Origin of the sequence: Xanthomonas albilineans, from assembly GCF_002939705.1 — a bacterium.
In the GTDB taxonomy this organism is placed as follows: Bacteria; Pseudomonadota; Gammaproteobacteria; order Xanthomonadales; family Xanthomonadaceae; genus Xanthomonas_A; species Xanthomonas_A albilineans.
On sequence record NZ_MDCB01000004.1, the window covers coordinates 178,044 to 200,824 of the forward strand.

The 22,781-nt window shown below is 66.1% G+C and carries 14 protein-coding genes; 9 read left to right on the forward strand and 5 right to left on the reverse strand.

What is annotated here, in order from left to right:
- Positions 1-29: 29 nt before the first annotated feature.
- Complete coding sequence (locus XalbCFBP2523_RS05505) at positions 30-548, reverse strand: c-type cytochrome (RefSeq protein WP_045765095.1); 519 nt, start codon at positions 546-548, stop codon at positions 30-32.
- Between the two features lie 470 nt (positions 549-1,018).
- On the opposite strand from XalbCFBP2523_RS05505, the gene XalbCFBP2523_RS05515 reads away from it, so the two are divergent.
- From XalbCFBP2523_RS05515 to XalbCFBP2523_RS05535, 4 genes are all read left to right on the forward strand, one after another.
- Positions 1,019-2,182 carry an isovaleryl-CoA dehydrogenase gene (locus tag XalbCFBP2523_RS05515; protein WP_045765094.1) on the forward strand — a complete coding sequence of 388 codons (1,164 nt, stop codon included), beginning with the start codon at positions 1,019-1,021 and terminating at the stop codon, positions 2,180-2,182.
- Between the two features lie 56 nt (positions 2,183-2,238).
- A complete protein-coding gene (locus XalbCFBP2523_RS05520) occupies positions 2,239-3,849 on the forward strand; it encodes a carboxyl transferase domain-containing protein (protein WP_045765093.1) in 1,611 nt (536 codons plus the stop codon).
- 815 nt (positions 3,850-4,664) lie between these two features.
- Complete coding sequence (locus tag XalbCFBP2523_RS05530) at positions 4,665-6,674, forward strand: acetyl/propionyl/methylcrotonyl-CoA carboxylase subunit alpha (protein ID WP_045765092.1); 2,010 nt, start codon at positions 4,665-4,667, stop codon at positions 6,672-6,674.
- Between the two features lie 81 nt (positions 6,675-6,755).
- Positions 6,756-7,502, forward strand: coding sequence for a DUF6065 family protein (locus XalbCFBP2523_RS05535; RefSeq protein WP_045765091.1), 747 nt, complete (start codon positions 6,756-6,758; stop codon positions 7,500-7,502).
- A 166-nt stretch (positions 7,503-7,668) separates the two neighbouring features.
- Here XalbCFBP2523_RS05535 and XalbCFBP2523_RS05540 read toward each other — a convergent pair whose 3' ends face one another.
- The gene (locus tag XalbCFBP2523_RS05540; RefSeq protein ID WP_045765090.1) at positions 7,669-10,353 is read right to left on the reverse strand and encodes a bifunctional acetate--CoA ligase family protein/GNAT family N-acetyltransferase; all 2,685 of its coding nucleotides are present in this window, start codon (positions 10,351-10,353) and stop codon (positions 7,669-7,671) included.
- Positions 10,354-10,535: 182 nt separating this feature from the next.
- Here XalbCFBP2523_RS05540 and XalbCFBP2523_RS05545 point away from each other — a divergent pair, with 182 nt between their 5' ends.
- The gene (locus XalbCFBP2523_RS05545; RefSeq protein WP_045757568.1) at positions 10,536-12,374 is read left to right on the forward strand and encodes a monovalent cation:proton antiporter-2 (CPA2) family protein; all 1,839 of its coding nucleotides are present in this window, start codon (positions 10,536-10,538) and stop codon (positions 12,372-12,374) included.
- Positions 12,375-12,596: 222 nt separating this feature from the next.
- On the opposite strand, the gene zwf is transcribed toward XalbCFBP2523_RS05545, so the two are convergent.
- The 3 genes from zwf to XalbCFBP2523_RS05560 all read right to left on the reverse strand — a co-directional run bounded on the left by zwf (position 12,597) and on the right by XalbCFBP2523_RS05560 (position 18,077).
- On the reverse strand, positions 12,597-14,336 hold the full coding sequence (zwf, locus tag XalbCFBP2523_RS05550) for a glucose-6-phosphate dehydrogenase (protein WP_045765089.1): 1,740 nt from the start codon (positions 14,334-14,336) through the stop codon (positions 12,597-12,599).
- Between the two features lie 170 nt (positions 14,337-14,506).
- The gene (locus XalbCFBP2523_RS05555) at positions 14,507-17,824 is read right to left on the reverse strand and encodes an ankyrin repeat domain-containing protein (protein WP_045765088.1); all 3,318 of its coding nucleotides are present in this window, start codon (positions 17,822-17,824) and stop codon (positions 14,507-14,509) included.
- Positions 17,817-18,077: a YcgL domain-containing protein gene (locus tag XalbCFBP2523_RS05560; protein WP_012914706.1), complete on the reverse strand. Its 261-nt coding sequence runs from the start codon at positions 18,075-18,077 to the stop codon at positions 17,817-17,819. Before XalbCFBP2523_RS05560 ends, XalbCFBP2523_RS05555 begins: the two co-directional genes overlap by 8 nt.
- 230 nt (positions 18,078-18,307) lie before the next feature.
- Between XalbCFBP2523_RS05560 and XalbCFBP2523_RS05565 the strand changes: the two genes are divergently transcribed.
- The 4 genes from XalbCFBP2523_RS05565 to XalbCFBP2523_RS05580 are packed head-to-tail and all read left to right on the forward strand — an operon-like array spanning position 18,308 to position 22,729.
- Positions 18,308-19,507 (forward strand): beta-ketoacyl-[acyl-carrier-protein] synthase family protein, encoded by a 1,200-nt coding sequence (locus XalbCFBP2523_RS05565; protein ID WP_045765087.1) that lies wholly within the window; start codon positions 18,308-18,310, stop codon positions 19,505-19,507.
- Positions 19,508-19,515: 8 nt separating this feature from the next.
- Positions 19,516-20,292 (forward strand): beta-ketoacyl synthase chain length factor, encoded by a 777-nt coding sequence (locus XalbCFBP2523_RS05570; protein WP_045766585.1) that lies wholly within the window; start codon positions 19,516-19,518, stop codon positions 20,290-20,292.
- Positions 20,289-21,110 carry a glycosyltransferase family 2 protein gene (locus XalbCFBP2523_RS05575; protein ID WP_045765086.1) on the forward strand — a complete coding sequence of 274 codons (822 nt, stop codon included), beginning with the start codon at positions 20,289-20,291 and terminating at the stop codon, positions 21,108-21,110. The genes XalbCFBP2523_RS05570 and XalbCFBP2523_RS05575 overlap by 4 nt, the downstream gene beginning before the upstream one ends.
- Entirely contained in the window at positions 21,107-22,729 is a 1,623-nt protein-coding gene (locus tag XalbCFBP2523_RS05580; RefSeq protein WP_045765085.1) for an NAD(P)/FAD-dependent oxidoreductase, read from the forward strand. Before XalbCFBP2523_RS05575 ends, XalbCFBP2523_RS05580 begins: the two co-directional genes overlap by 4 nt.
- Positions 22,730-22,781: the final 52 nt, after the last annotated feature.

Below are 22,781 nucleotides of genomic sequence, written 5' to 3' on the forward strand. Positions count from 1 at the left end.
GGCGCGCGCCGCCCGGCGCAAGGCCAAGGTTACTTCAGATTGGACAACATCCAATCCACCGTGGCGTGGATCTGCGCTTCGGTCAGCCCCGGGTTGCCGCCCTTGGGCGGCATGATCCCGCCATCGGGACCGTTGTAGCCCTCGATCGCGTGCTTGTAGAGCGTCTGCTTGCCCTGTGCGATGCGCGCATCCCAATGCGCGTGGTCCAGCGTCGGCGCCTTGCCCACGCCATTCGTGTGGCAGGCGGTGCACAGGTTGTTGAAGATCGTCTTGCCATCGGTGGTGCCACCGTAAGCCGCCTGCGCCGAGGCCTTGGCCAGGGCCGCCGCCTGCGCGGCGGCCTGCGCCGCGGCGCCGGTGCTGCCGGCGTAGACCGCGCCGACCGGCGCGATGCGCTCCTCGGTGCGCTTGAGCGCCACTGGCGACACTTCCGGCGGAATCGCCCGCTGCAAATAGAACGCCAACGCCATCAACCCCAGGGTGATCAGCATCAGCAGGCCGATCACCAGCGAGAAGCGCTTGAGAAATTCGAGGTCGTAATTCCGCACATCACACCCCTTTGGCACGTGGTGATCGGACCGCCACTACGCGGTCGAGTATAGCCAGCGTTTGCTCCGCACGGCACGCCGGCAACGCCGACGAGCGCAAACCAAACGTGCTGCATCGCAACAGTCCACTGTCGCCGACAGGGACGGCTCAGGCGCTGGCGACCGCGCGCAGGCAGAAACGGCCCCCTCCACCAGCCGCTCGCTATCGCGCAGACCATTGCGACTGGGCGCGCCACGAAACCCGCCTGCGGCAATCAGCCGCCGCGCGGTCGACAGGATGCGCTGACAGTTGCCGGCAAGGCATTCTTCCATCCGCGCACAGCCGTAGGACACAGCGTGATTTTAGTCCAATTTGCGAATTCGCACTCACTTCCTTATCGCCCCCGGCTACGCTAGGCATGCCTTCAACGTCGCCGGTGCCGCTCGGATTCTCGGTACCGCCGCCCCCCATCATCCCCGGAGCCTGCCGCATGTTGATGCCGTCACTGAACTTCGACCTGGGGGAGGAGATCGACCTGCTGCGCGACAGCGTCGCCGCCTTCGCCGCACGCGAGATCGCACCGCTGGCCGCGCAAGCCGACCGCGACAACACCTTCCCCGTGTCGCTGTGGCGCAAGCTCGGCGAACAAGGCCTGCTCGGCCTCACCGTCGAGGAGGAATACGGCGGCAGTGCGATGAGCTATCTAGCGCACGTGGTGGCGATGGAGGAGATTTCACGCGCCTGCGGTGCCATCGGCCTGTCCTACGGCGCGCATTCGAATCTGTGCGTGAACCAGTTGCGTAAGAACGGCAACGCCGCGCAGAAGACGCACTACCTGCCCAAACTCTGCAACGGCGAACATGTCGGTGCGTTGGCGATGAGCGAACCCGGCGCAGGCTCCGATGTGGTCTCGATGAAACTGCGCGCCGAGGCGCGCGGCGACCGCTACGTGCTCAACGGCAACAAGATGTGGATCACCAACGGTCCCGACGCCGACGTGCTGGTGGTCTACGCCAAGACCGATCCGGCAGGCGGCGCACGCGGCATCACCGCGTTCGTGGTCGAGAAGACCATGCCAGGTTTCTCCACCGCGCAAAAGCTGGACAAGCTCGGCATGCGCGGCTCCAACACCTGCGAGCTGGTGTTCCAGGACTGCGAAGTGCCTGCGGAGAATGTGCTCGGCGAGGTCGGCGGCGGCGTGCGCGTGCTGATGTCGGGCCTGGACTACGAACGCGTGGTGCTATCCGGTGGTCCACTGGGGCTGATGGCAGCGGCGCTGGACGTGGTGCTTCCCTACGTGCACGAACGCCACCAGTTCGGCGAAGCGATCGGCAACTTCCAACTGATGCAGGGCAAACTGGCCGACATGTATGTGGGCCTGAATGCCTGCCGCGCCTATGTGTACGCCGTGGCTCGCTCCTGCGACGCCGGCCGCACCACCCGCCAGGACGCCGCTGGCGCAATTCTGTATGCCGCCGAGAAAGCAACCTGGCTCACCGGCCAAGCGATCCAGGTACTGGGCGGCAATGGTTACATCAACGACTACCCGACCGGACGCCTGTGGCGCGATGCCAAACTTTACGAAATCGGCGCCGGCACCTCGGAGATCCGCCGCATACTGATTGGCCGTGAGCTGTTCGAGCAAACCAAGTAACGCCGACGGTTCCTGTAGGACAGGTTTTTCCTCCACTCTCTTCCACGGTCTCTGCGATGCCTACGATCCAGACCCAATTGCAACCCGGCAGCGACAGCTTCGCCGCCAATGCCGCCGCGCTAGGCGCGCTTGTGGACGACCTGCAGCGTACCCAGGCACGAATCGCGCAGGGCGGCAGCGAGGCCGCACGCGCCAAGCATCAAGCGCGCGGAAAACTGCTGGCACGCGAACGCATCGACGCCCTGCTCGATCCCGGTAGCGCGTTCCTGGAGATCGCAGCGTTGGCCGCACTGGGCCTGTACGACGATGAAGTGCCATGCGCCGGCGTGGTCGCTGGCATCGGCCAGGTCTGCGGCGTGGAATGCGTGATCGTGGCCAACGACGCCACGGTCAAGGGCGGCACCTACTACCCGATGACGGTCAAAAAACATCTGCGCGCGCAGGAGATCGCGCAGCAGAACCGGCTACCTTGCCTGTATCTGGTCGATTCCGGCGGCGCGTTCCTACCGTTGCAAGACGAGGTATTTCCCGACCGCGACCACTTCGGCCGCATCTTCTACAACCAGGCCAACCTGTCGGCGCAAGGCATCGCCCAGATCGCCTGCGTGATGGGCTCATGCACTGCCGGTGGCGCCTACGTGCCGGCGATGAGCGACGAGACGGTGATCGTGCGCGAGCAAGGCACGATTTTCCTTGGCGGACCGCCGCTGGTGAAAGCCGCCACGGGCGAAGATGTCAGCACAGAAGAACTGGGCGGTGCCGATATCCACACGCGTATTTCCGGCGTGGCCGACCATCTCGCCGATAACGATGTGCAGGCACTGGCACGCGTGCGTGCGATCGTGGCCCAACTCAACTGGCGCAAGCCAACTCCGGCACTGGCACTGCGCGCACCGGAGCCGCCGCTGTATCCGGCCGAAGAACTGTACGGGGTGATTCCAGCCGATCCACGCAAGCCATTCGATGTGCGCGAGGTGATCGCGCGAATCGTGGACGGCTCGCGCCTGGACGAGTTCAAGGCACGCTACGGCACCACCCTGGTTACCGGCTTTGCACACCTGCATGGATATCCGGTGGGGATTGTCGCCAACAATGGCATCCTGTTTTCAGAATCGGCGCTCAAGGGCGCGCACTTCATTGCGTTGTGCGCACAACGCGGCATTCCGCTGGTATTCCTGCAAAACATTACTGGCTTCATGGTTGGGCGCAAATACGAGCATGGCGGCATTGCAAAGGATGGCGCCAAGCTGGTGATGGCGGTGGCTTGTGCCAAGGTGCCCAAGTTCACCGTGGTGATCGGCGGCTCGTTCGGCGCCGGCAATTACGGCATGTGCGGGCGAGCGTACTCGCCCAATTTCCTGTGGATGTGGCCGAACGCGCGGATCGGGGTGATGGGTGGCGAACAAGCCGCAAGCGTACTGGCGACCGTGCGCCGCGATGGCATCGAAGCCAAGGGCGGGCAGTGGTCGGCCGAAGAGGAGCGCGCGTTCAAGACGCCGATCCGCGAGCAGTTCGAGCATCAATGCCATCCCTACTACGCCAGCGCGCGACTGTGGGACGACGGCATCATCGACCCGGCGCAGACGCGGCGGGTGTTGGGCTTGGGGTTGTCGGCGGCATTGAATGCGCCGGTGGAACCGAGTCGGTTCGGAGTATTTCGGATGTGAGCAGGCGAGGGCGCTTGACTTGCCTTTCAACGTGGCTGAAAGCGGTCGCATACCGGGCCATGTCTGCAAGAGCCAGCCATGCTGTTGCTTGTGCTGTTGCTGTTTTGCTTTTGACTGACCGGGCCCCCTCGGCGCGGCAGCCACGATGGGTGAATACCCGAAGGGCGACGCGCACGATGCGCGTCGTTTTTCGCCGGCACATGGATGTGCCGTCGAAAAATGCCCATCGTGACTGCGAACCTGGAGCGCGTAGCGCGGAAGGCGCGCTGCGGGGTGTGCTTTCTTTTGGTGACTTTTCTTTGCACAAGCAAAGAAAAGTCACCCGCGTGAGCGGAAGCTTTTGCTTTGAAGCTTCAGGCCAGAGCGAGAGCCAAGGCCAAAACAAAAGCCAAAGCTTTCGCCTGACGGCGAGTGACTTTTCTTTGCTCGTGCAAAGAAAAGTCACCAAAAGAAAACACGCCCTGCCTCGCGCCCTCCGCGCTACGCGCTCCGGGTCCGCGTCCATGCCGGGGATTCGCGGAAGGGGCATAGTGCCCCTGCCGCGAACGGCGCACATCCCTGTGCGCCGCCCCTACGGGGTATTCCCCCGTCATGGCCACCGCTTCGGAAGGGAACCCGGCACGTCAAAAGCACAAGCAACAACAACAACAATGTTGCCGACGAACTCTGCTCGCTGGCAATCCCAATATGCACGCAGACACTTGCGCATATGCCAACGCCATGAACACACATATTGATCACCAACACACCATCGCCACACGCAGGCTATCGACTCCGTCCCCCCACCGCCTCCTTCTTGCCCCAGGCACTTGACCATGGCAACGCCCAACCTGACGACGTTCGACAAGATCCTGATCGCCAATCGCGGCGAAATCGCCTGCCGGGTGATCGCCACGTGTCGCCGATTCGGCATCGCCACCGTGGCCGTATATTCCGATGCCGATCGTAACGCTCGTCATGTCCGCATGGCCGACGACGCCGTGTACATCGGCGCCGCACCTCCACGCGAAAGTTACCTGCACAGCGAGCGCATCCTCGATGCCGCACAGCACTGCGAGGCGCAAGCGATCCACCCCGGTTACGGCTTCCTCTCCGAGAACGCGACGTTCGCCGAGGACTGCGCCAGACGCGGCATCGTCTTCATCGGTCCACCACCGGCAGCGATCCGCACGATGGGCGATAAGAGTGCCGCCAAGGCGCTGATGCAGGCCGCCGCCGTACCGCTGACACCGGGCTACCACGGCGAACGCCAGGAGATGGAATTCCTGCGTACCCAGGCCGATACCATCGGCTATCCGGTACTGATCAAGGCCAGCGCCGGTGGCGGCGGCAAAGGCATGCGCCGAGTCGACCACAACGCGGACTTCGCCACGGCACTCGTCGCGTGCCAGCGCGAAGCACAAGCAGCGTTCGGCAATGCGCACGTGCTCGTGGAGAAATACGTGCTACGGCCGCGCCACATCGAAATCCAGGTATTCGGCGACCAGCATGGTGAATTCGTGTACCTGTTCGAGCGCGACTGCTCGGTGCAGCGCCGCCACCAAAAAGTGCTGGAAGAAGCACCGGCACCGGGCATGCACGAAGAACGACGTGCGGCGATGGGCCAAGCCGCGGTGGAGGCCGCGCGTGCGGTCGGCTATGTCGGCGCCGGCACGGTGGAGTTCATCGTCGCCCCCGACGGCGCGTTCTACTTCATGGAAATGAACACCCGACTACAAGTGGAACATCCGGTCACCGAATACATCACCGGCACCGATCTGGTCGAGTGGCAACTGCGCGTGGCGGCTGGCCAACCGCTGCCGCAGCGCCAGCACGAACTGACGATCCACGGCCATGCGCTGGAAGCACGGCTGTACGCGGAAGACCCGGCACGCGGCTTCCTGCCCTCCATCGGCACATTACGACACCTGCGCCTGCCCGCCGCCGACGCGCACACACGTGTCGATGCAGGGGTCGAGCAAGGCGATGTGATCGGTCCTCACTACGACCCGATGATCGCCAAGGTGATCGTCTGGGATACGACCCGCGCAGGCGCGCTAAGGCGTATGCAGACGGCACTGAGCGCCTGCCAGGTGGTCGGCGTCGCGACCAATGCCGCGTTCCTGCAACGCCTAGTCGCGACCAGGGCATTCGCACAGGCGGACCTAGACACGGCGCTGATCGAGCGCGAGCACGCCGCGTTGTTCGACACGGCGACACCGACCGCAGACGCGATCTGGCACCTGGCCGCGCTGGCCTGGTTACTGCAAGAGCGCGCGCAAGTCGCTCACCCCGACGATCCGTATTCGCCCTGGGATCTGCGCGATGGCTGGCGTCTGGGCGCATCCGCACCACGCCAACTGACGCTACAGCATGGCGAAATGCGTCGCTGCCTGCGCCTGAGCACCCAGGCCAACGGCTGGCGCGTGCACGACAGCGATACCAACACCGAACTGGACGTCGCCGGACAGTGGCACGATGACCGCCTGACCGCGCACCTGGGCACGCAGCGCATGCAGGCCGACGTCGTGTTCGTTGGCAACCAATTGCATCTGTTCGTGGCCGGCCAGGGCTATCTGTTCGAACGTCACGACCCCATCGCCGAAGCGGACCAGCCGGCCATCGACAGCGGAGGACTGACCGCGCCGATGCCGGGCCGCGTGATCGCACTGCTGGTCGCGCCCGGCACGCAGGTGACCCGTGGCACGCCCTTGCTGGTGTTGGAAGCGATGAAAATGGAGCACACCCTGCAAGCACCCACCGACGGCACGGTCCACGGCTACCGCGTCCGCGAAGGCGAGCTGGTCGCCGATGGCGTCGCGCTGCTGGAATTCGAAGCAGCCTGATCCATCGCGCCGCGCCGCCACAGTCGCCAGCGCGGCGGCGACGCGTCACACTCGGCATTCGTCCCTCGCCCTGCCGCTGCCATGAAGCTCACCGCTCACGTTCTCGACGGCCACACGCTCGACGTGCGTCCAGCGCCGCGCGAGCGGCCATGGATGGACCTCACCGCCGAACGCTACGCCTACCGCTGTCTGCCGCTGGACATCGCCAACGCGCACGGTTGGGAACTGCTATGCCAGACCGCGTTCGAGGCCGATTGGAACGGCGGCAACGCGCTCGACGACCTGCGCGTGCATCCGTCAGCGGACACGCAGGCACCGGCGGTCAGCCACTTCGGCTATGGCGTGCTCACCTTCCACGTGCCATGCCTGTTCCGCACCGAGCCAGGCGTGGACCTGTACGTGACCGCGCCAGTCAATCGGCCCAAGGACGGTATCGCCGGCCTCACCGGCCTGATCGAAACCGATTGGAGTCCCTACACCTTCACCATGAACTGGCAGTTCACCCGGCCCGGGCGCGTGCGCTTCGACGCTGGCGAACCGTTCTGCCACTTTTTCCCGGTACAGCGCCAGCTACTGACGCAGACGCAGCCACGCTGGCAACCGTTGTCGCAGACGCCGGAACTGGAGCGCGAACACCAAACGTGGATGCACAGCCGTGGTCAGTTTTTGCACGACTTGGCGCAAGCGGATTCGGCGGCCAGCCGCGAAGGCTGGCAACGCAGCTATTTTCGCGGCCCCGCGCCTGAGCAATGTCCCGCCGGGGTCGAGCACCGGGTAAAACTGCGATTGGCACCGTTCACTCGCGAAGAAGACAGCCATGACGACTGAGCCGTCGCGAACGGCATCGCAGTGACACACTGTGCCATTGCGCTGTGCGCAAACCACGCGTCATCGAACGCCTGTGCCAACCCACCGCAAGTTGGACCAGACACGCAGGAGCTGCGCTGCGTCGCTAGGGCGCGCGTGCACCGAGGCGATCCTCCCGCGACACGCCTCAACGCTTGCCCACCGGCAGCATCACATTCATCAGCATCGGATCGTCAGGATCGGCGGTGACACTGAAGTGCAGTTGCCGGCACATCGCCAGCATGGTGCGGTTCTCACGCAGGACTTGGCCCTCGATGACCTGGAGGCCGAGCCAACCGGCGTATTCGATCATGATCCGCATCAATTGCCAGCCAATGCCATGCCCCTTGAGATCGGAGCGAATCAGAATCGCGTATTCGCCGTGGCCGTAGTCGGCATCGGCATGCAGACGCACCGCACCGAGCATCTCGCCCGTGCTGGGTTCGATCGCCACCAACGCGATCGAGCGCGCGTAGTCGAGCTGGGTCAGGCGCGCGATGAATTCGTGACTGAAATGCTTGAACGCCTGGAAGAAGCGCAAGCGTAGATCCTCCTCGCTCACACGCGCGAAGAAGCGCCGGAACAACGCGTCATCCTCCGCACGTACCGGGCGTACGAAAGCCTCGGCGCCATCGTTGAGGACGATGCGCCGCTCCCATTCCTTGGGATAGGGCAGGATCGCAAAGCGCGGGTGGCCACGCCCCTTGTGCAGCCGCCGCGACGGCGCCACCGCCACGCGCGCATCGACGGCGATCACGCCGTCGCGGTCGGCCAGCAACGGATTAATGTCCACTTCGCGGATCTCCGGCAGATCCACGGCCAGTTGCGCGAGCTTGACCAACACCATCGCCACTGCGCGCTCGTCGGCGGCGGGTACGTCGCGGTAGGCTTTGAGGATGCGGCTGACACGGGTGCGGCCGATCAATTCGTGGGCCAGGCGCAAGTCCAGTGGTGGCAATGCCAGCGCCTTGTCGTCGATTACTTCCACCGCAGTACCGCCGCGACCGAAGACGATCACCGGACCGAAGACCGGGTCGTCGGCGATCCCGACGATCAGTTCGCGCGCCTTCGGTCGCAACAGCGACGGTTGTACCAAAACCCCATCGATGCGCGCATCCGGACGTGCGGCGCGTGCTCTGGCCAGGATGCCTTCGGCAGCATCGCGCACCGCCTCCACGCTGACCAGATTGAGGCGCACGCCATCCACATCGGACTTGTGCGGAATATCGGCCGAATGAATCTTCACTGCGACCGCGATGCCCTGCGCGAGCATCGGCCCGGCCAACTCCGCAGCAGCGTCGGCGCTCGCGGCCTGCACCACCGGCGCGGTGGGAATACCGTAAGCCGCCAGTAGCTGCGTCGTCGCGAGCGGGTCCAGCCACGCCTGCCCAGCGGCCAACGCGGCATCGACGATGGCACGCGCAGCGGCAACATCGAAGACGACATCGTCGGGCAGACTGGGCGGCGTTTCCATCAACGCCGCCTGCGCCTCGCGGTAGCGCACCAGATGCATGAACCCGCGCACCGCATCGGCCTCGGTGGCGTAGGTGGGAATACGCGCGGCGGTGGCGCTTGCCTCGTTGCCGAGCCAGACCGCGAACACCGGCTTGTCGCGATAGTGATGCGGACGCTGATCGAGGATGCGGGTCAGCGCCTGCGCCACCTCCGCAGAAGAAGTGAACGCCGTCGGCACGTTGACCACCAACACCGCATCGTTCTCCACATCGTCCAACAACGCGGCAATGGCGGCGGCATAACGTTCGCCGTCGGCATCCACCAGAATGTCCACCGGATTGGCATGCGGCTCCTCCTGCGGCAACGCCTGATGTAGCCGCTGCTGGGTCTGCGGCGACAGTGCCGCCAGCGTGCCACCAAGCTCAACCAGCGTATCCATCGCCAGACGACCGACACCACCGCCATTGCTGAGGATGGCCAGGCGCCGGCCAGGAAAGGTGCTCAACCGACCCAGGGTCTGCGCGGCGGCGAACAGTTCATCCAGTGCGCGCACCCGTAGCAACCCGGCGCGGGCGAAGGCGGCGGCGTAGACCGCATCGGCGCTGGCCAACGCCTGCACATGGGTGTCGGCATCGGGATCGATGCGCAGCAGGCGGCCGGACTTCACCACCACCACCGGCTTGGCGCGCGCCGCGGCGCGGGCGGCGGACATGAACTTGCGTGCGTCGCGGATATGCTCGACGTACAGCAGGATTGCGCGGGTGCGTTCGTCGGTGGCGAAATAATCGAGCAGGTCGGCGAAATCCACATCCAGCGTATCGCCCAGCGACACCACCGCGGAAAAGCCGACCGCGCGCGCCACGCCCCATTCCACCAGCGCTGCGGCGATGGCGCTGGATTCGGACACCAACGCCAGATCGCCCGGCTGCGGACAGTGTGCGGCGATGCTGGCGTTGAGCCGTGCGTGCGGCGCGATCACGCCCAGGCAGTGTGGGCCGAGGACACGCAGCCCCTTGGCACGCGCCACCTGCTCCACCCGCGCCGCCGCCGACCCCGGCCCGCTACCGAGCCCAGCGGTCAGGATGATCGCAGAGGCCACGCCACGGCGTGCCGCGATCGCGACGATGCGCGGCACCATCCGCGCCGGCGCCGTGATGACCAGCAGATCCGGCACCCATGGCAGATCGGCAAGGTGGCGTACCGTGGGCACACCATCGATCTCGCGATAACGTGGACTGACCCAGCCGATCTGGCCGGGAAAGCCAGCCGCGCGCAAACCGCGTACCACGGCGCGACCTGCCGAGCGCTCGCGCGGACTGCCACCCACGACGGCGACTGCGGCGGGACGGAACACGGACTGCAAATGATAGGTACTCATGGTGGCAGCAGACCTGCGAGCGGATGTCCCCACGGTACACGGCTGACGCCGACGTGGGCAGCATCGGCATGGACAGGGTTGATGCACCTGCCTGCGCGCATATGCAGATGTCTTAGCTACTCTTAGCCGGATCCGCCGCTGCTCGCATCAACAGTCGCATAATAGGACGATGGAGACGACGCATGCATAGCAGCGGCCTGGAACTGGCGTTGGTGTTGCTGCTGGCTGCCGTGATCGCGGTGCCGGTATTCAAGCGCCTGGGCCTGGGAGCAGTGCTGGCCTATCTGGCCGCGGGCGTGGTGCTGGGCCCGGACTGGCTGGGCTTCGTGCAGGATACCCAGCGCATCTTCAACGCGGCCGAGATCGGAGTGGTCATGCTGCTGTTCCTGATCGGCCTGGAACTGTCGCCGGCGCGGTTGAAGGTGATGCGGCATGCGGTGTTCGGCGCCGGCACCGCACAAGTGGCACTGAGCGCCTTGCCGCTGGGCGTGCTGCTGCTGTGCATGGGCATGAACTGGAAAGGCGCACTCGTGGTGGGCATGGCGCTGGCACTATCCTCCACTGCGGTAGGCCTGCAGTTGCTGGCCGAGCGCAAGGCACTCAATAGCGACTACGGTCGGCTCGGCTTCGCCATCCTGCTGTTCCAGGACCTGATCGCGATCCCGCTGCTGGCCGCGGTGCCGTTGCTGGGCGGTGCCAAAAACGACACTCTGACCTGGACCGAAGTGGGACAAGCGCTCGGCGCACTGGCGCTGGTGGTGCTGTGCGGCCGCTTCGTGCTGCGCCATCTGTTCCGCGTGGTGGCGCGCACGCGCATGCCCGAGGTCTTCACCGCCAGCGCGCTGCTGGTGGTCCTGGGCAATGCATGGTTCCTGCAGAAGGCCGGACTGAGCCCGAGCCTGGGCGCATTTCTGGCCGGGGTGCTGCTTGCCGATTCGGAGTTCCGGCACGAGCTGGAGGCACAGATCGAGCCCTTCAAGGGGCTGCTATTAGGCGTGTTCTTCATCGCCGTGGGCATGGGCATCAACCTGCATCGCATCGCCGCAGAGCCATGGTTGATCGTCGGCGGAGTGGCGACCCTGCTGCTGGTCAAGTTCGGCCTGCTCGCCGGCATCGGTCGCATGCAGCGCTTGCCATGGCGCAACGCGCTGCTGCTCGGCAGCCTGCTGTGGCTGGGCGGAGAGTTCGCCTTCGTGGTGTTGATCGAAGCCCAACGCGTGGGCTTGCTCGACGAAGCCAGTCACGAGCGCTTGGTCGCGGTCGTCGGCGTCTCGATGGCGCTGACGCCGCTGTTGCTGATCGGCATACAGCGTCTGCTCGATGGCGACACGGACGCCAAGGCCAGACGTGCACCGCCGGTACCGGCAACCCGCTACGACACAGTGGAGGCGCAACGTGCACAAGTGCTGATTGCCGGCATGGGTCGGTTCGGCCAGGTCGTAGCGCGGCTGCTGACCGCGCAGCGCATCCCGTTCGTGGCGCTGGAACACAACCCGGACACCGTGGAAGACTTGCGCCGGTTCGGCAACAAACTCTACTACGGCGACCCCAGCCGACCGGATCTGCTGCGTGCGGCCGGCAGCGACAGCATCCGCCTGTTCGTGGTGGCGATGGACGACCCGGAAACCAACATCAAGACCACCCGGCTGATCCGCCGCCTGTATCCGAGCGCCAGGGTGTTGGCACGCGCGCGTAACCGCCAGCACGCCTGGCGGCTGATGGACCTGGGTGCCGAGCCGTTCCGCGAAGTGTTTGCCTCCAGCCTGGAACTGAGCGAACAGGTCCTACTCGGCCTCGGCCTGGACCAAGCCACTGCGCGTGACCGCATCGCCCGCTTCCGCGAACACGACGAACAATTGCTGCGCGCCCAACACCTGGTCTACGACGACGACACGGCCGTGGTGCAAACCGCGCGCGCCGCGCGTGCGGACCTGATGCAGTTGTTCGAGGCGGACGTGCAAGACACACACACAGCACGCGCAGACGATACAACGTCGATCACGCCGCCAACACGCACCTGATCCTGGCGCAGCAACGACGCCATGCGTGGCTCGGCAAGCGCAAGCGCCGCGATCCCAGTGCTTCCGCTCCCACGGCGGCGACGCGTCTGCCGACAAAAAAGGCGCACGACTCCGACGCACCAACAGAGTGCGCGTTACTTACCACAGGTCGTGACCGACGCCGTGTTGCATTCGCACTGAAGACGCTTGCCTGCTGCGCAGAAGCACGCAGCCGCTCCACCCTCAGCGCTTGGACGGTTTGCTTGAGGGACGTTTTGCGGCCTTGGCCTGCACGCGCTTGGCCGCTTTCCCGACCGGCACGGCGGACGCCAGCGCCGGCGTGGCCGGCCTGCGGGCCACGCCTGACGCAGACGCGGCTCGCGCACCCTGCGGCGTCGACGTCAGCGAGGACGTCTCGCTGGCGGGAGGGTCGGGCGGGCGCCGCGGCGGCGGCCGGCGACCGGCGGTCAGGGCGCGCCAACTATGCCCGCCATTGAGCGCCAACAGCGCATCGGCTGTCGCCGGACCGGCGCTACCGGCAGGATATTGCGCCACTTCGTCGGCCGAAGTCTGCCACGTATCGAGAATCGGCTGGACGATGCGCCAGGCTGCCTCAACCATGGTCGCATCCTGGAACAAGCCGGCCTCGCCATGCATGCAATCCTGCAGCAGCCGCTCGTAACCAACCGTATATTCCTTGGGAAACCAATCGCGATAGCGGAAATCCATCCGCACCGGTGCCAGGCTGATCCGCGCGCCCGGACGCTTGACGTCGAACTGCAAGGAGATGCCCTCATCGGGCTGGATGTGCAGCACCAGCCAGTCCGGGCCGTAACCGCCGATCTCGGCGCTGCGCAGCGGCGCCAACGGCGCCGGCTTGAAGCGGATGGCGATCTCGGTCGTGCGCTCGCGCAAGCGCTTGCCAGTGCGCAGATAGAACGGTACTCCGGCCCAACGCCAGGTATCGACCTGCAACTTCATCGCCACGTAGGTTTCGGTGTTGGAATCCGGCGACACCGTATCCTCCTCACGGTAACCCGGCACCGCGTTGCGCCCGATCGCACCGGCCGCGTACTGGCCCCGGACCACGTCCACCGGCGTCAACGGCCGCACCGCCTCGATCACTTCGGCACGACGACGCAACATCGCCGCCGGAGTGAACGCCGCCGGCGGTTCCATCGCGATCATCGCCAGCAGTTGGAACAGATGGTTGGGCACCATGTCGCGCAGGCAACCCGTGGGATCGTAGAAGCCACCGCGACCCTCCACACCGATGGTCTCGGCGGCGGTGATCTGCACGTGATCGATACGATCGCGGTTCCATACCGGCTCGAACAGACCGTTGGCAAAGCGGAACGCGAGGATGTTCTGCACCGTCTCCTTGCCCAGGAAGTGGTCGATGCGGAATACCTGGTCCTCATCCAATACCCGGCCGACGATGGCGTTGAGTTCCTGCGCACTGCGCAAATCGTGGCCGAACGGTTTCTCCACGATCACCCGGCGCCAGCCCTCGCCAGCCACTTGACGCACCAGCCCGGCCGCGCCCAGGTGTTCGATCACCGGCGCGAAGAAGCGCGCTGCGGTGGCCAGGTAGAACAACACGTTGCCGCCGCTGCGCTGCTGGGCACCGATCGTCTCCAGCAACTCGCCCAGCGCACGGTAGGTGCCGGCGTCGGCAAAATCCCCTCGCAGGTAGTACAGGCGGCTGCGCAACCAACTCCACGCCTGCTCGTGCGCGGCATCGGCCTTGAACTCGACATCGCGCTCGGCCATCAAGGCACGCAGGGCGTCGCCAAGCATGCGCCGCCAGCCCGCTTCACCGACCTGTCCATGATCCACGCCGATCACCGCGAACTGCTCGGGCAGCGCACCGCTGCGACGCAGGTTGTACAACGCCGGCAGCACCAAACGCCGGGTCAGGTCGCCGCGTGCGCCGAATACCACGATCAGGCATGGTGGGGTGATTGGATTGGCATCACGCATGGAGGAGTGTCCTGTTTGCCGATCGGATCATGCAGGCACAACACGGGGTGGAGCAACACCGCGTCGCATTGCCCTGCGCAGGCTGCTGATCGGGCAGCACATGCGCCGGGTTAGCGCAGCACAGAGCATGGCAACGGCGGTGTTGGCGCCGCATCGCAGGAGGGACCTGCTCAGCGCGTTTCGCGCAGGAACCGGGCCATCGAGGACACGCCCGGCAACGCAGGCTGAAATTGACCGGCAACATCGACGAAGCCGCGCATCACCGCGATTTCGCGCGCAGTGCGGTTCAAGGTGTCGCGCAGATCCGGATCGGCGCCGGCGCGCAACAGGCGCTGCACCAACAGCGGCAACCCATGCAAGGCCGCCAAATGCAGCGGGCCGAAACCGTGCGCGTCCTGCACATCGAGGCTCACCTCCTCATCGAGCAGTCGCTCCACACCTGCCAACACCACCAGTTCTTCGCAAGCGGTGCCAGGTTCGGCGCGCGAACCCAGCAGCGACAACAGCGGCGTCACCCCGTCAGCGGAACCGCGATCGGCTTCGGCACCGGCCAGCAGCAGGGTATCCAGCAGCGCCAGCAAGCGCGACTTGTCGCGTGCGCTGAAGGCGTACAGCGTCGCGCAGTGTAAAGGCGTACGTTGCTGTGCGTCGCTGGCATGCACATCGGCACCGGCGGCCAGCAGGCGCGCGGCGATATCCGGCAACCCCAGCGCACAAGCCAGCATCAGCACGGTGACGCCACCAGGCAGGCGATGCTCGATCTGCGCACCGGCTTGCAGCAATGCAGAGACGATGCCGACCTGACGCATGCTCACCGCCGCGGACAACGGGGTGACGCCGCTGGCCGCAGCATGGTGCAGATTGGCACCGCGCGCCAACAGCAGATCCAACGCTGCGGCATGGCCACCGCCGGCAGCGCGCAGCAGTGCGGTACAACCCTGCGCGTCCACGGCGTCCACCGGCAGGCCCAGGTCGATCAGGCGGCGGATCGCGTCGGCATCGCCTACCATCGCCGCTGCGGGCACATCGGCTTCGCGCAGCGGACGCAGCGGCAACGGCCAGATCCGCCAGTCCAGCCAAACGGCCAAATCGCGTCGGCCACTGGCCAGGGCCACGCCCAGGGGAGTCTGGCCGTCGGCGGCTCGCGCCTCCGGCGAAGCGCCCTGTTGGATCAGCAGTTTCAGCGAGGCCTCTCGGCCCAGCGCTGCTGCCAGATGCAGCGCGGTCATGCCATGACTATCGCGCGCCTCACGGTCGGCACCGCGCTCAAGCAAGTGCAACTGCAAGCGCAACCAACCCAGGCGCACTGCCAGCGATAACGGCGGATCACCGGCAGGCGACGGCGCGAACGGATCGGCGCCGCGTTCGAGCAACTCCAACGCAAACTGCTCCAGCGCGCGCGAAGCATGGTCATGCTGGGCGCAAGCAGCGAGCAGGCGTGTCAAGCCACCTCGGCCAGCAGGCGACACTCCATTGCGCAGCAGCACCTGCAGGCTAGGCAAGGCTTCCACACCGCGCGCAAGCAGCGCGAACATCGGCGTGTCACCGTCAGCATCGAGCACCTCCGGCGCAGCACCATGCGCCAGCAGCCAATCCACCGCGCGCGGTTTCAGCGCCACATCTTTATCGTGCAGCAGGGTGCCCAACTCCTCCACCGCACACAGCCGCGCCAGCGCGGCCAGCCCGTCACCTGGCTGGCCCAGTTGTAGGCCTTCGCGCAGCAGTTCCAGCGGCGCTCGGTCGGGCAAACCGGCACTGCCGATCTCGCCCTGACCATCGCTGACCGCGGCCGGCAATGGATAGTCAGGGTCCAGCGCAGAGACGATCGCCCAGCGTCCCGCCTCGGCGGCCACGTCCACCGCACGACGACCCGCGTGGTCGGGCTGTGCAGCCGATACGCCTAGCTCCCGCAGGCGTCGGATCAAGTCCGGCGACACCTGATCGGCGGTGCAAGCCAACAACAGCGCGTTGCGGCCGTCACCATCGACCGCGTGCACATCGGGCTTGTGCGGCAGCAGCCGTTCCAGCACCGCGACGCGACCATGACGTGCGGCTTCCAGCCACGGGGTACGGCCCAGCGCATCGCGCGCTTCCAGGTTGGCGCCGGCGCCGAGCAGCGCCTGGACGATTTCCACATGCCCGGCCTGCGCCGCCTCGTGCAGTGCACTGCGGCGCTGCTGGTGGTCACGTGCGTCCACCCGCGCCTTGTGTTTAAGCAACAGTTGCACACCGGCCGGATCGTCCTCCTCGGTTCCGGCTGCGGCCAGCAACACCGGGCTGGCGTCGGGTGGCTCGGGCTTGGCCCCACGCTCGAGCAGGAATTTGCCCATCCTCCAGTTGCCGACCTGACAGGCCACCGCCAGCGGGGTCAGACCATCGCGATTGGGCACATCCAGTTCGGCGGCAGCATCGCGCAACAGCGCGGCCACGCCCGGATCGGAACTGCGTGCAGCGTGATGCAACGGAGTATTGCCATCGCTATCGCTAGCACGCGGATCGGCGCCGTTGGCGAGCAAGGTCATCACCGCCTCGGGGCGACCGTGCCAACTGTCGCGGGTGGCGGCCAACAGCGGGGTCATGCCCAGGTGCGGACGGTTGACGTCCACTCCACGCACGATCAAGTCGCGCAACAGGCGCAGGTCCGGCAACACCGCGGCCAGCACCGGCAAACTACGCTGGTCGCGCCAGTCCGCGGCCGGCAGCGCATGCGGATCGCCCCCGGCCTGCAGCAACTGCAACGCCCGATCCACCCGGCCGCTGCGCGCCGCATCGTACAGCGCCACGTGCAATTGCTCCTGCGGCGGCGCGGGTTCGTCCATGCGCGGCACGGCGGCACTGAATTCGGCGAACAGGTCGGCCGAGGACGGCACTGGCGCCAGCACCTGTGGCGGCGCCACCCGCTGCAAAGCAGCATGCAGCAGTGGCGACAGCATCGCGTAGGCCAACGCCAGCGGCCAGCGTGTGGTGGTCACCAGTAAGCCAGGCCACGCCATCAGTACGCCGAGGCCGGCCAATGCCAACACCAACCCGGCCACCCCCAGACCGCGCCAAGCCTGCACATCTTGCTGCACCAACGCATGCCAGCGAGGCCGCAGAGAGCCGTCAGTGCATTCGCAGCCGTGCCATAGCGGCCAGATGCGCCATAGTCCGAGCAGGACCGCACTGGCCGCCACGCTCAGCGCCAACGCCGCAGTCAAGCTGCCGCTATCGCGCAATGCGGCCAGTGGCCAGGCCACCAGCAACGCAACCACGGCCAGACCACCGGCCCATAGCACCAGCAATGGCGTCACGGTCGCGGCCAACGCCTTCAGGCTGGTCGGGCGCGAACGGCTGCCGCGATGCCAGGACACCGCCAGTGCGAAGGCCGGTTGCGCCAGCCATCCGCCCAGCAAGGCTGCGAACGGGCCAACCCCGGCAGCCAGAGCCAGCAGGGCTCCCAGCGCGGCGGCAAGCATCGGCGCGCGCGTGCGGAAAAAGGATTCAGTCATCGTGTCGATCGATCAGGCCGTCCGGACGCGGCGGCAATTGCAGATGGAAGCCGCAACCGGAGAGGTTCGCGCGCACTGCGACCGGATCGGCGCGGGCCAGCGTGCGCTCGGCGCTAAGTGCCACTTCGAGCACGAACGTTAGCGGGTGCAGCGTAGCCAGCAGTGTCGGCGGCAGACAACCGAAGTCGTCGCGCGCGGCGAGATAAAGGTAGGTGTCCGGTTTACGTTGGCTTTTATAGACGTAGGCTTGCATGCCCGTGGCGTGCGCCCGGCGTGGAAATGCCAGTGATTGTGGAGGAAATGTGCCAGCGGCGAAAGCGCACGCCAGCACGGCACTGAACAGATTCCATGCGGGTACCTATTCACCTTCGCCTGGACGGCGCACGGCAACGATGGCATCGGAAGCGCCGATATAGGCCATACTTGGACGCTTGACCTTCATTTCTGGATGATCGCGTGACCGAAGCGCACCAGTGGCCCCGGATGGCTCCCGTCGCCATCCGCGCGTACACCGCGACCACCGCGCTCGGCAGCGGAGTCCAGGCCCAGGCCAGCGCCTTGCGCGAGGGCCGCAGCGGTCTGCGCCGCAACGATTTCGGCACGCAACCGCTGCCATGCTGGATCGGTCGGGTGGATGCGCTGGAACGCGCCGCGCTGCCGCCAGCGCTCGCCTATGCGGAAAGCCGCAATAACCGTCTAGCCTGGTTGGCCATGCAACAGGACGGCATGGCCGCAGTGGTGGCCGATGCCGCGCATCGGCACGGCGCCGAGCGCGTTGCAGTGGTGATGGGGACGTCCACCTCCAGCATCGGCGCAAGCGAGGAGGCCTACACCCGGCTCGAGTACGACGCGCAAGGTCCACGCTTTCCGGAGGACCTGAACCAGCCGATCGTGCATACCCCGCATTCGCTGGGCGATTTCGTGCGCCGCGCCACCGGCTTGCGCGGCCCATGCATCACCGTGGCCACCGCCTGCTCCTCCAGCGCCAAAGTGTTCGCCCAGGCCGCACGGCTGATCGCCAACGGCGTCGTCGATGCGGCCCTGGTCGGCGGCGTGGACACGCTGTGCGGCAGTGTGCTGTTCGGTTTCAACGCACTGCAATTGGTGTCGCCGGAGCCATGTCGACCATTCGACATGCGTCGGGTCGGCTTGTCGCTGGGCGAGGCCGGCGGTTACGCGTTGCTGGAACGCAACGACGCCGTCGACGCACCGCCAGCGCTGGCGTTGTTGTGCGGCTACGGCGAATCCAGCGACGCGCACCACATGTCCAGCCCGCATCCGCAAGGGTTGGGCGCGCGTCTGGCGATGCGCGGCGCACTCCAGCGCGCAGGCGTAGACCCGGCCGAGGTTGGCTATCTCAACCTGCATGGCACCGCGACCCAGGCCAACGATAGCGTCGAGGCGGCAGCGGTGGCAGCGGTGTTCCCAGCCACCCTGCACGCCAGTTCCACCAAGGCCTGGACCGGGCATACGCTGGGCGCCGCCGGCATCGTCGACTCGGTCTTCGCGCTACTCGCACTGCGCGATGGCCTGCTTCCCGGTACTCTCAACAGCGCCATGCCCGATCCCGTGTGCGGCCCACAGATTCGCTTCGATACCGCCCACGCACAGGTCCGTTACGCGATGAACAACTCCTTCGGCTTCGGCGGCAACAACTGTTCGCTGCTGTTTGGTCGCCCATGAACACGCCCATGTTGAAAGCGGCGATCGAAGGTGTCGGCTTCTGGATGCCAGGCCTGCCCTCGTGGGCGGCGGCACAGGCATTCGCGCGCGGCGCCAAGGCACCGCTGGAAACGCCAGCGCGGCCATCGCCGCAACTACTGGCGCCGAACGAGCGACGGCGGGCACCGGACACCGTGGCGGTTTCGCTGGAGGTGGCACTGGCCGCGTGCCAGGACGCCGGTCGCGACCCGGCCGCGTTGCCGTCGGTATTCACTTCCACCCATGGCGACATGATCATCACCGATTACATGTGCGCCACCCTGGCCAGCGAACCGTTGTCGATCTCGCCAACCAAGTTCCACAACTCGGTGCATAACGCCGCTGCGGGTTACTGGACCATCGGCGCCGGCGCCACCACGGCGACCACCGCGCTCAGCGCGCACCACGGCAGCTTCGCCCAAGGCTTGCTGGAGGCACTGTCGCAATTGGCGGCTGGAGATGAAGCCGTCCTGCTGGTCGGCTACGACAGCCGCTCGGTCGGCGTACTCGGCCGCATCTCGCACAGCGAGGGTCTGCTCGGCGGTGCGCTGGTGCTCAGCACCGCGACCCGCTCCGATCTGCCGCGACTGCAGGCGCACCTGCGCGACGGCGTCGCCGTGCCCGGCGACGGCGCGCTGGCACGGCATGCCGCAGCCAACGCAATGGCACCGATGCTGCCCCTGTTCGACGCGTTGGCCGTTGGCGCGACCGGCTGCATGCTCGACGCAGGCGGCGGTCGCTGCCTGCAAGTGGATCTGCCCGCATGAGTAGGGCCCCATTGAACGACGCCGATGCCGCCATCCTGATCCCGGCGCTGAACGAAGCACTGCGTATCCACGAGGTGGTCAGCGACGCGCTGGCGCATTGCCCGCGCGTGATCGTGGTCGACGACGGCTCCGACGACGGCACCAGCGACTGCCTCGCCGGCCTGCCGGTGACGTTGATCCGCCATCCGCAGCGCCTCGGCAAGGGCGCAGCGCTGCGCAGCGGTTTCGCAGAGGCGCAACGTCAGGGCGCGCGCGCGGTAATGACCATGGACGGCGATGGCCAACACAGCGCCAGCGACTTCCCACGCCTACTGGCCGCCGCCAACCGCCATCCCGGCTGCGTGATCGTCGGCGCACGCCTGCGCAAACGCGCCAGCCAACCGGCCATTCGCCGCCTCGGTAACGATTTCGGCGACTGGGGCATCGCCTGGGGCTGCGGCTTCCGCCTGGTCGACAGCCAGAGCGGGCAGCGTCTCTATCCGCATTCGGTCTACACCCTGCACGATGTGCCCGGCGAGGGCTTCGTGTTCGAGGCACAACTGTTGATCTCCGCCGCGCGTCAGGCCGGGGCGCGGGTGGTGGCGGTGCCGATCGAGACGCGCTACGCCCAGCAAACTCCCGGCACGTTCCGTAAGAGCCATTTCCGCTTGGTGCGCGATCTGTGGAAGATCACTTCGCACGTGGTCGTACAGGTGTGGCAATACGGCCACGTGGTGCGCGAATACCGCCGCGCCCGCGCCAACCCTGTGGTGATCGACGACGCGGATAGCGGCGGCGCCGCACTCTCCATGGCTTCCGGAAAGGAATCGACGACATGAACGAACGCTGCGCGGACGTGGTGATCGTCGGTGGCGGACTGGCCGGACTGACCCTGGCCTTACAACTGCGCCAGCGCGTACCGGAGCTGCGCATCAGTGTGCTGGAACGGCACGCGCATCCGGTGCGCGAGGCAGCGTTCAAGGTCGGCGAGTCCTCGGTGGAAATCGGTGCGCACTACTTCGCCGAGGTACTGGGCCTGCGCGAACACCTCGATGCCGAGCAGATCCGCAAGTTCGGCTTCCGTTTCTTTTTCTCCGACCGACGCGAGGATCTGGACCGCTGCACCGAACTGGGCGTGAGCCAGTTGCTGCCGACGCCATCGTGGCAGATCGACCGCGGCCGCTTCGAGAACTTCCTTGGTACGCGCGCGCGCGCGCTGGGCGTGGAGTTCCTCGACGCCAGCACGGTGCGCGGGATCGACCTGGCCGACGACGATGGCAATCACTGCGTGCGCTACGCGCGTGATGGCGTCGAGGCCGCGCTGCATGCACGCTGGGTGGTCGACGCCAGCGGCCGCGCCGGCCTACTCAAACGCAAACTGGGTCTGGCGCAGGACAACGCACACCGCGCCAACGCCGTGTGGTGGCGGGTAGATGGACACATCGACCCGAATGCCTGGTCGCAGGACAACGCCTGGCTGCAGCGCTGCACGCCGCCGGACCGCTGGCGCTCGACCAATCACATGTGCGGCCCAGGCTACTGGTTCTGGATGATCCCGCTGTCTTCAGGCGCGCATTCGCTGGGTATCGTCTGCGATGCAACCCTGCATCCGCTGGAAACGATGAACAGCCACGACAAGGCCATGGCCTGGCTGCGCACACATCAGCCGCAGATCGCGCGCACGCTGGAGCACAGCGCATACGCGGTGCAGGATTTCATGTTCCTGCGCGACTTTTCCTACGGCTGCAAACACGTATTTTCGGCCCAGCGTTGGGCGCTGACCGGCGAAGCCGGCGTGTTCCTGGACCCGTTCTACTCGCCGGGCAACGACTTCATCGCCATCTCCAACACCTACATCTGCGAACTCATCGCGCTGGAGCGCGACGGGCGCAACATCGCGCCCTATGCCACGCTTTATCAGCAACTGTATTTCTCTTTCTACGAGAACACCCTGACCCTATACCAAGACCAGTACCCGCTGTTCGGCGACGCGCAGGTCATGCCGGTCAAGGTGATCTGGGACTACACCTACTACTGGTCGCTGCTGGCACCGCTGTACTGCTCCGGCCGCACCACCAACGTGGCGGTGCTGGGCCAATTGCGCCCCGCGTTCGAGCAAGCACGTGCGCTCAATCTTGGCGTGCAGGCATTGCTACGCAATTGGGGCGCGGCCAACCGCGCGCAAGACGCCGTGGTGATCGAGGGTCGCTTGCTCGACCAATACCTGATCGACTGGTTCCATGAGCTCAACCGCGCACTGCACGATCGACTGGACGATGCGGCCTTCGTCGCGCGCCTTCACGATAATGTCGCGCACATGGCGACACTGGCCAGCGAGATTCTCGAGCGCGCACACGCGCGGCATCCCGCGCTTGCCGATCATGGACTGACGGTGTACAGCAGCGCACCCGGGCCGGCACCGATTCTGTCGGCTGCTTGGTACGCCGACGCCGCCTGAACAGGCGCAGCAGTTTGCTGCAACGCAGAAATAAAGAAATTTTATTTTCCAA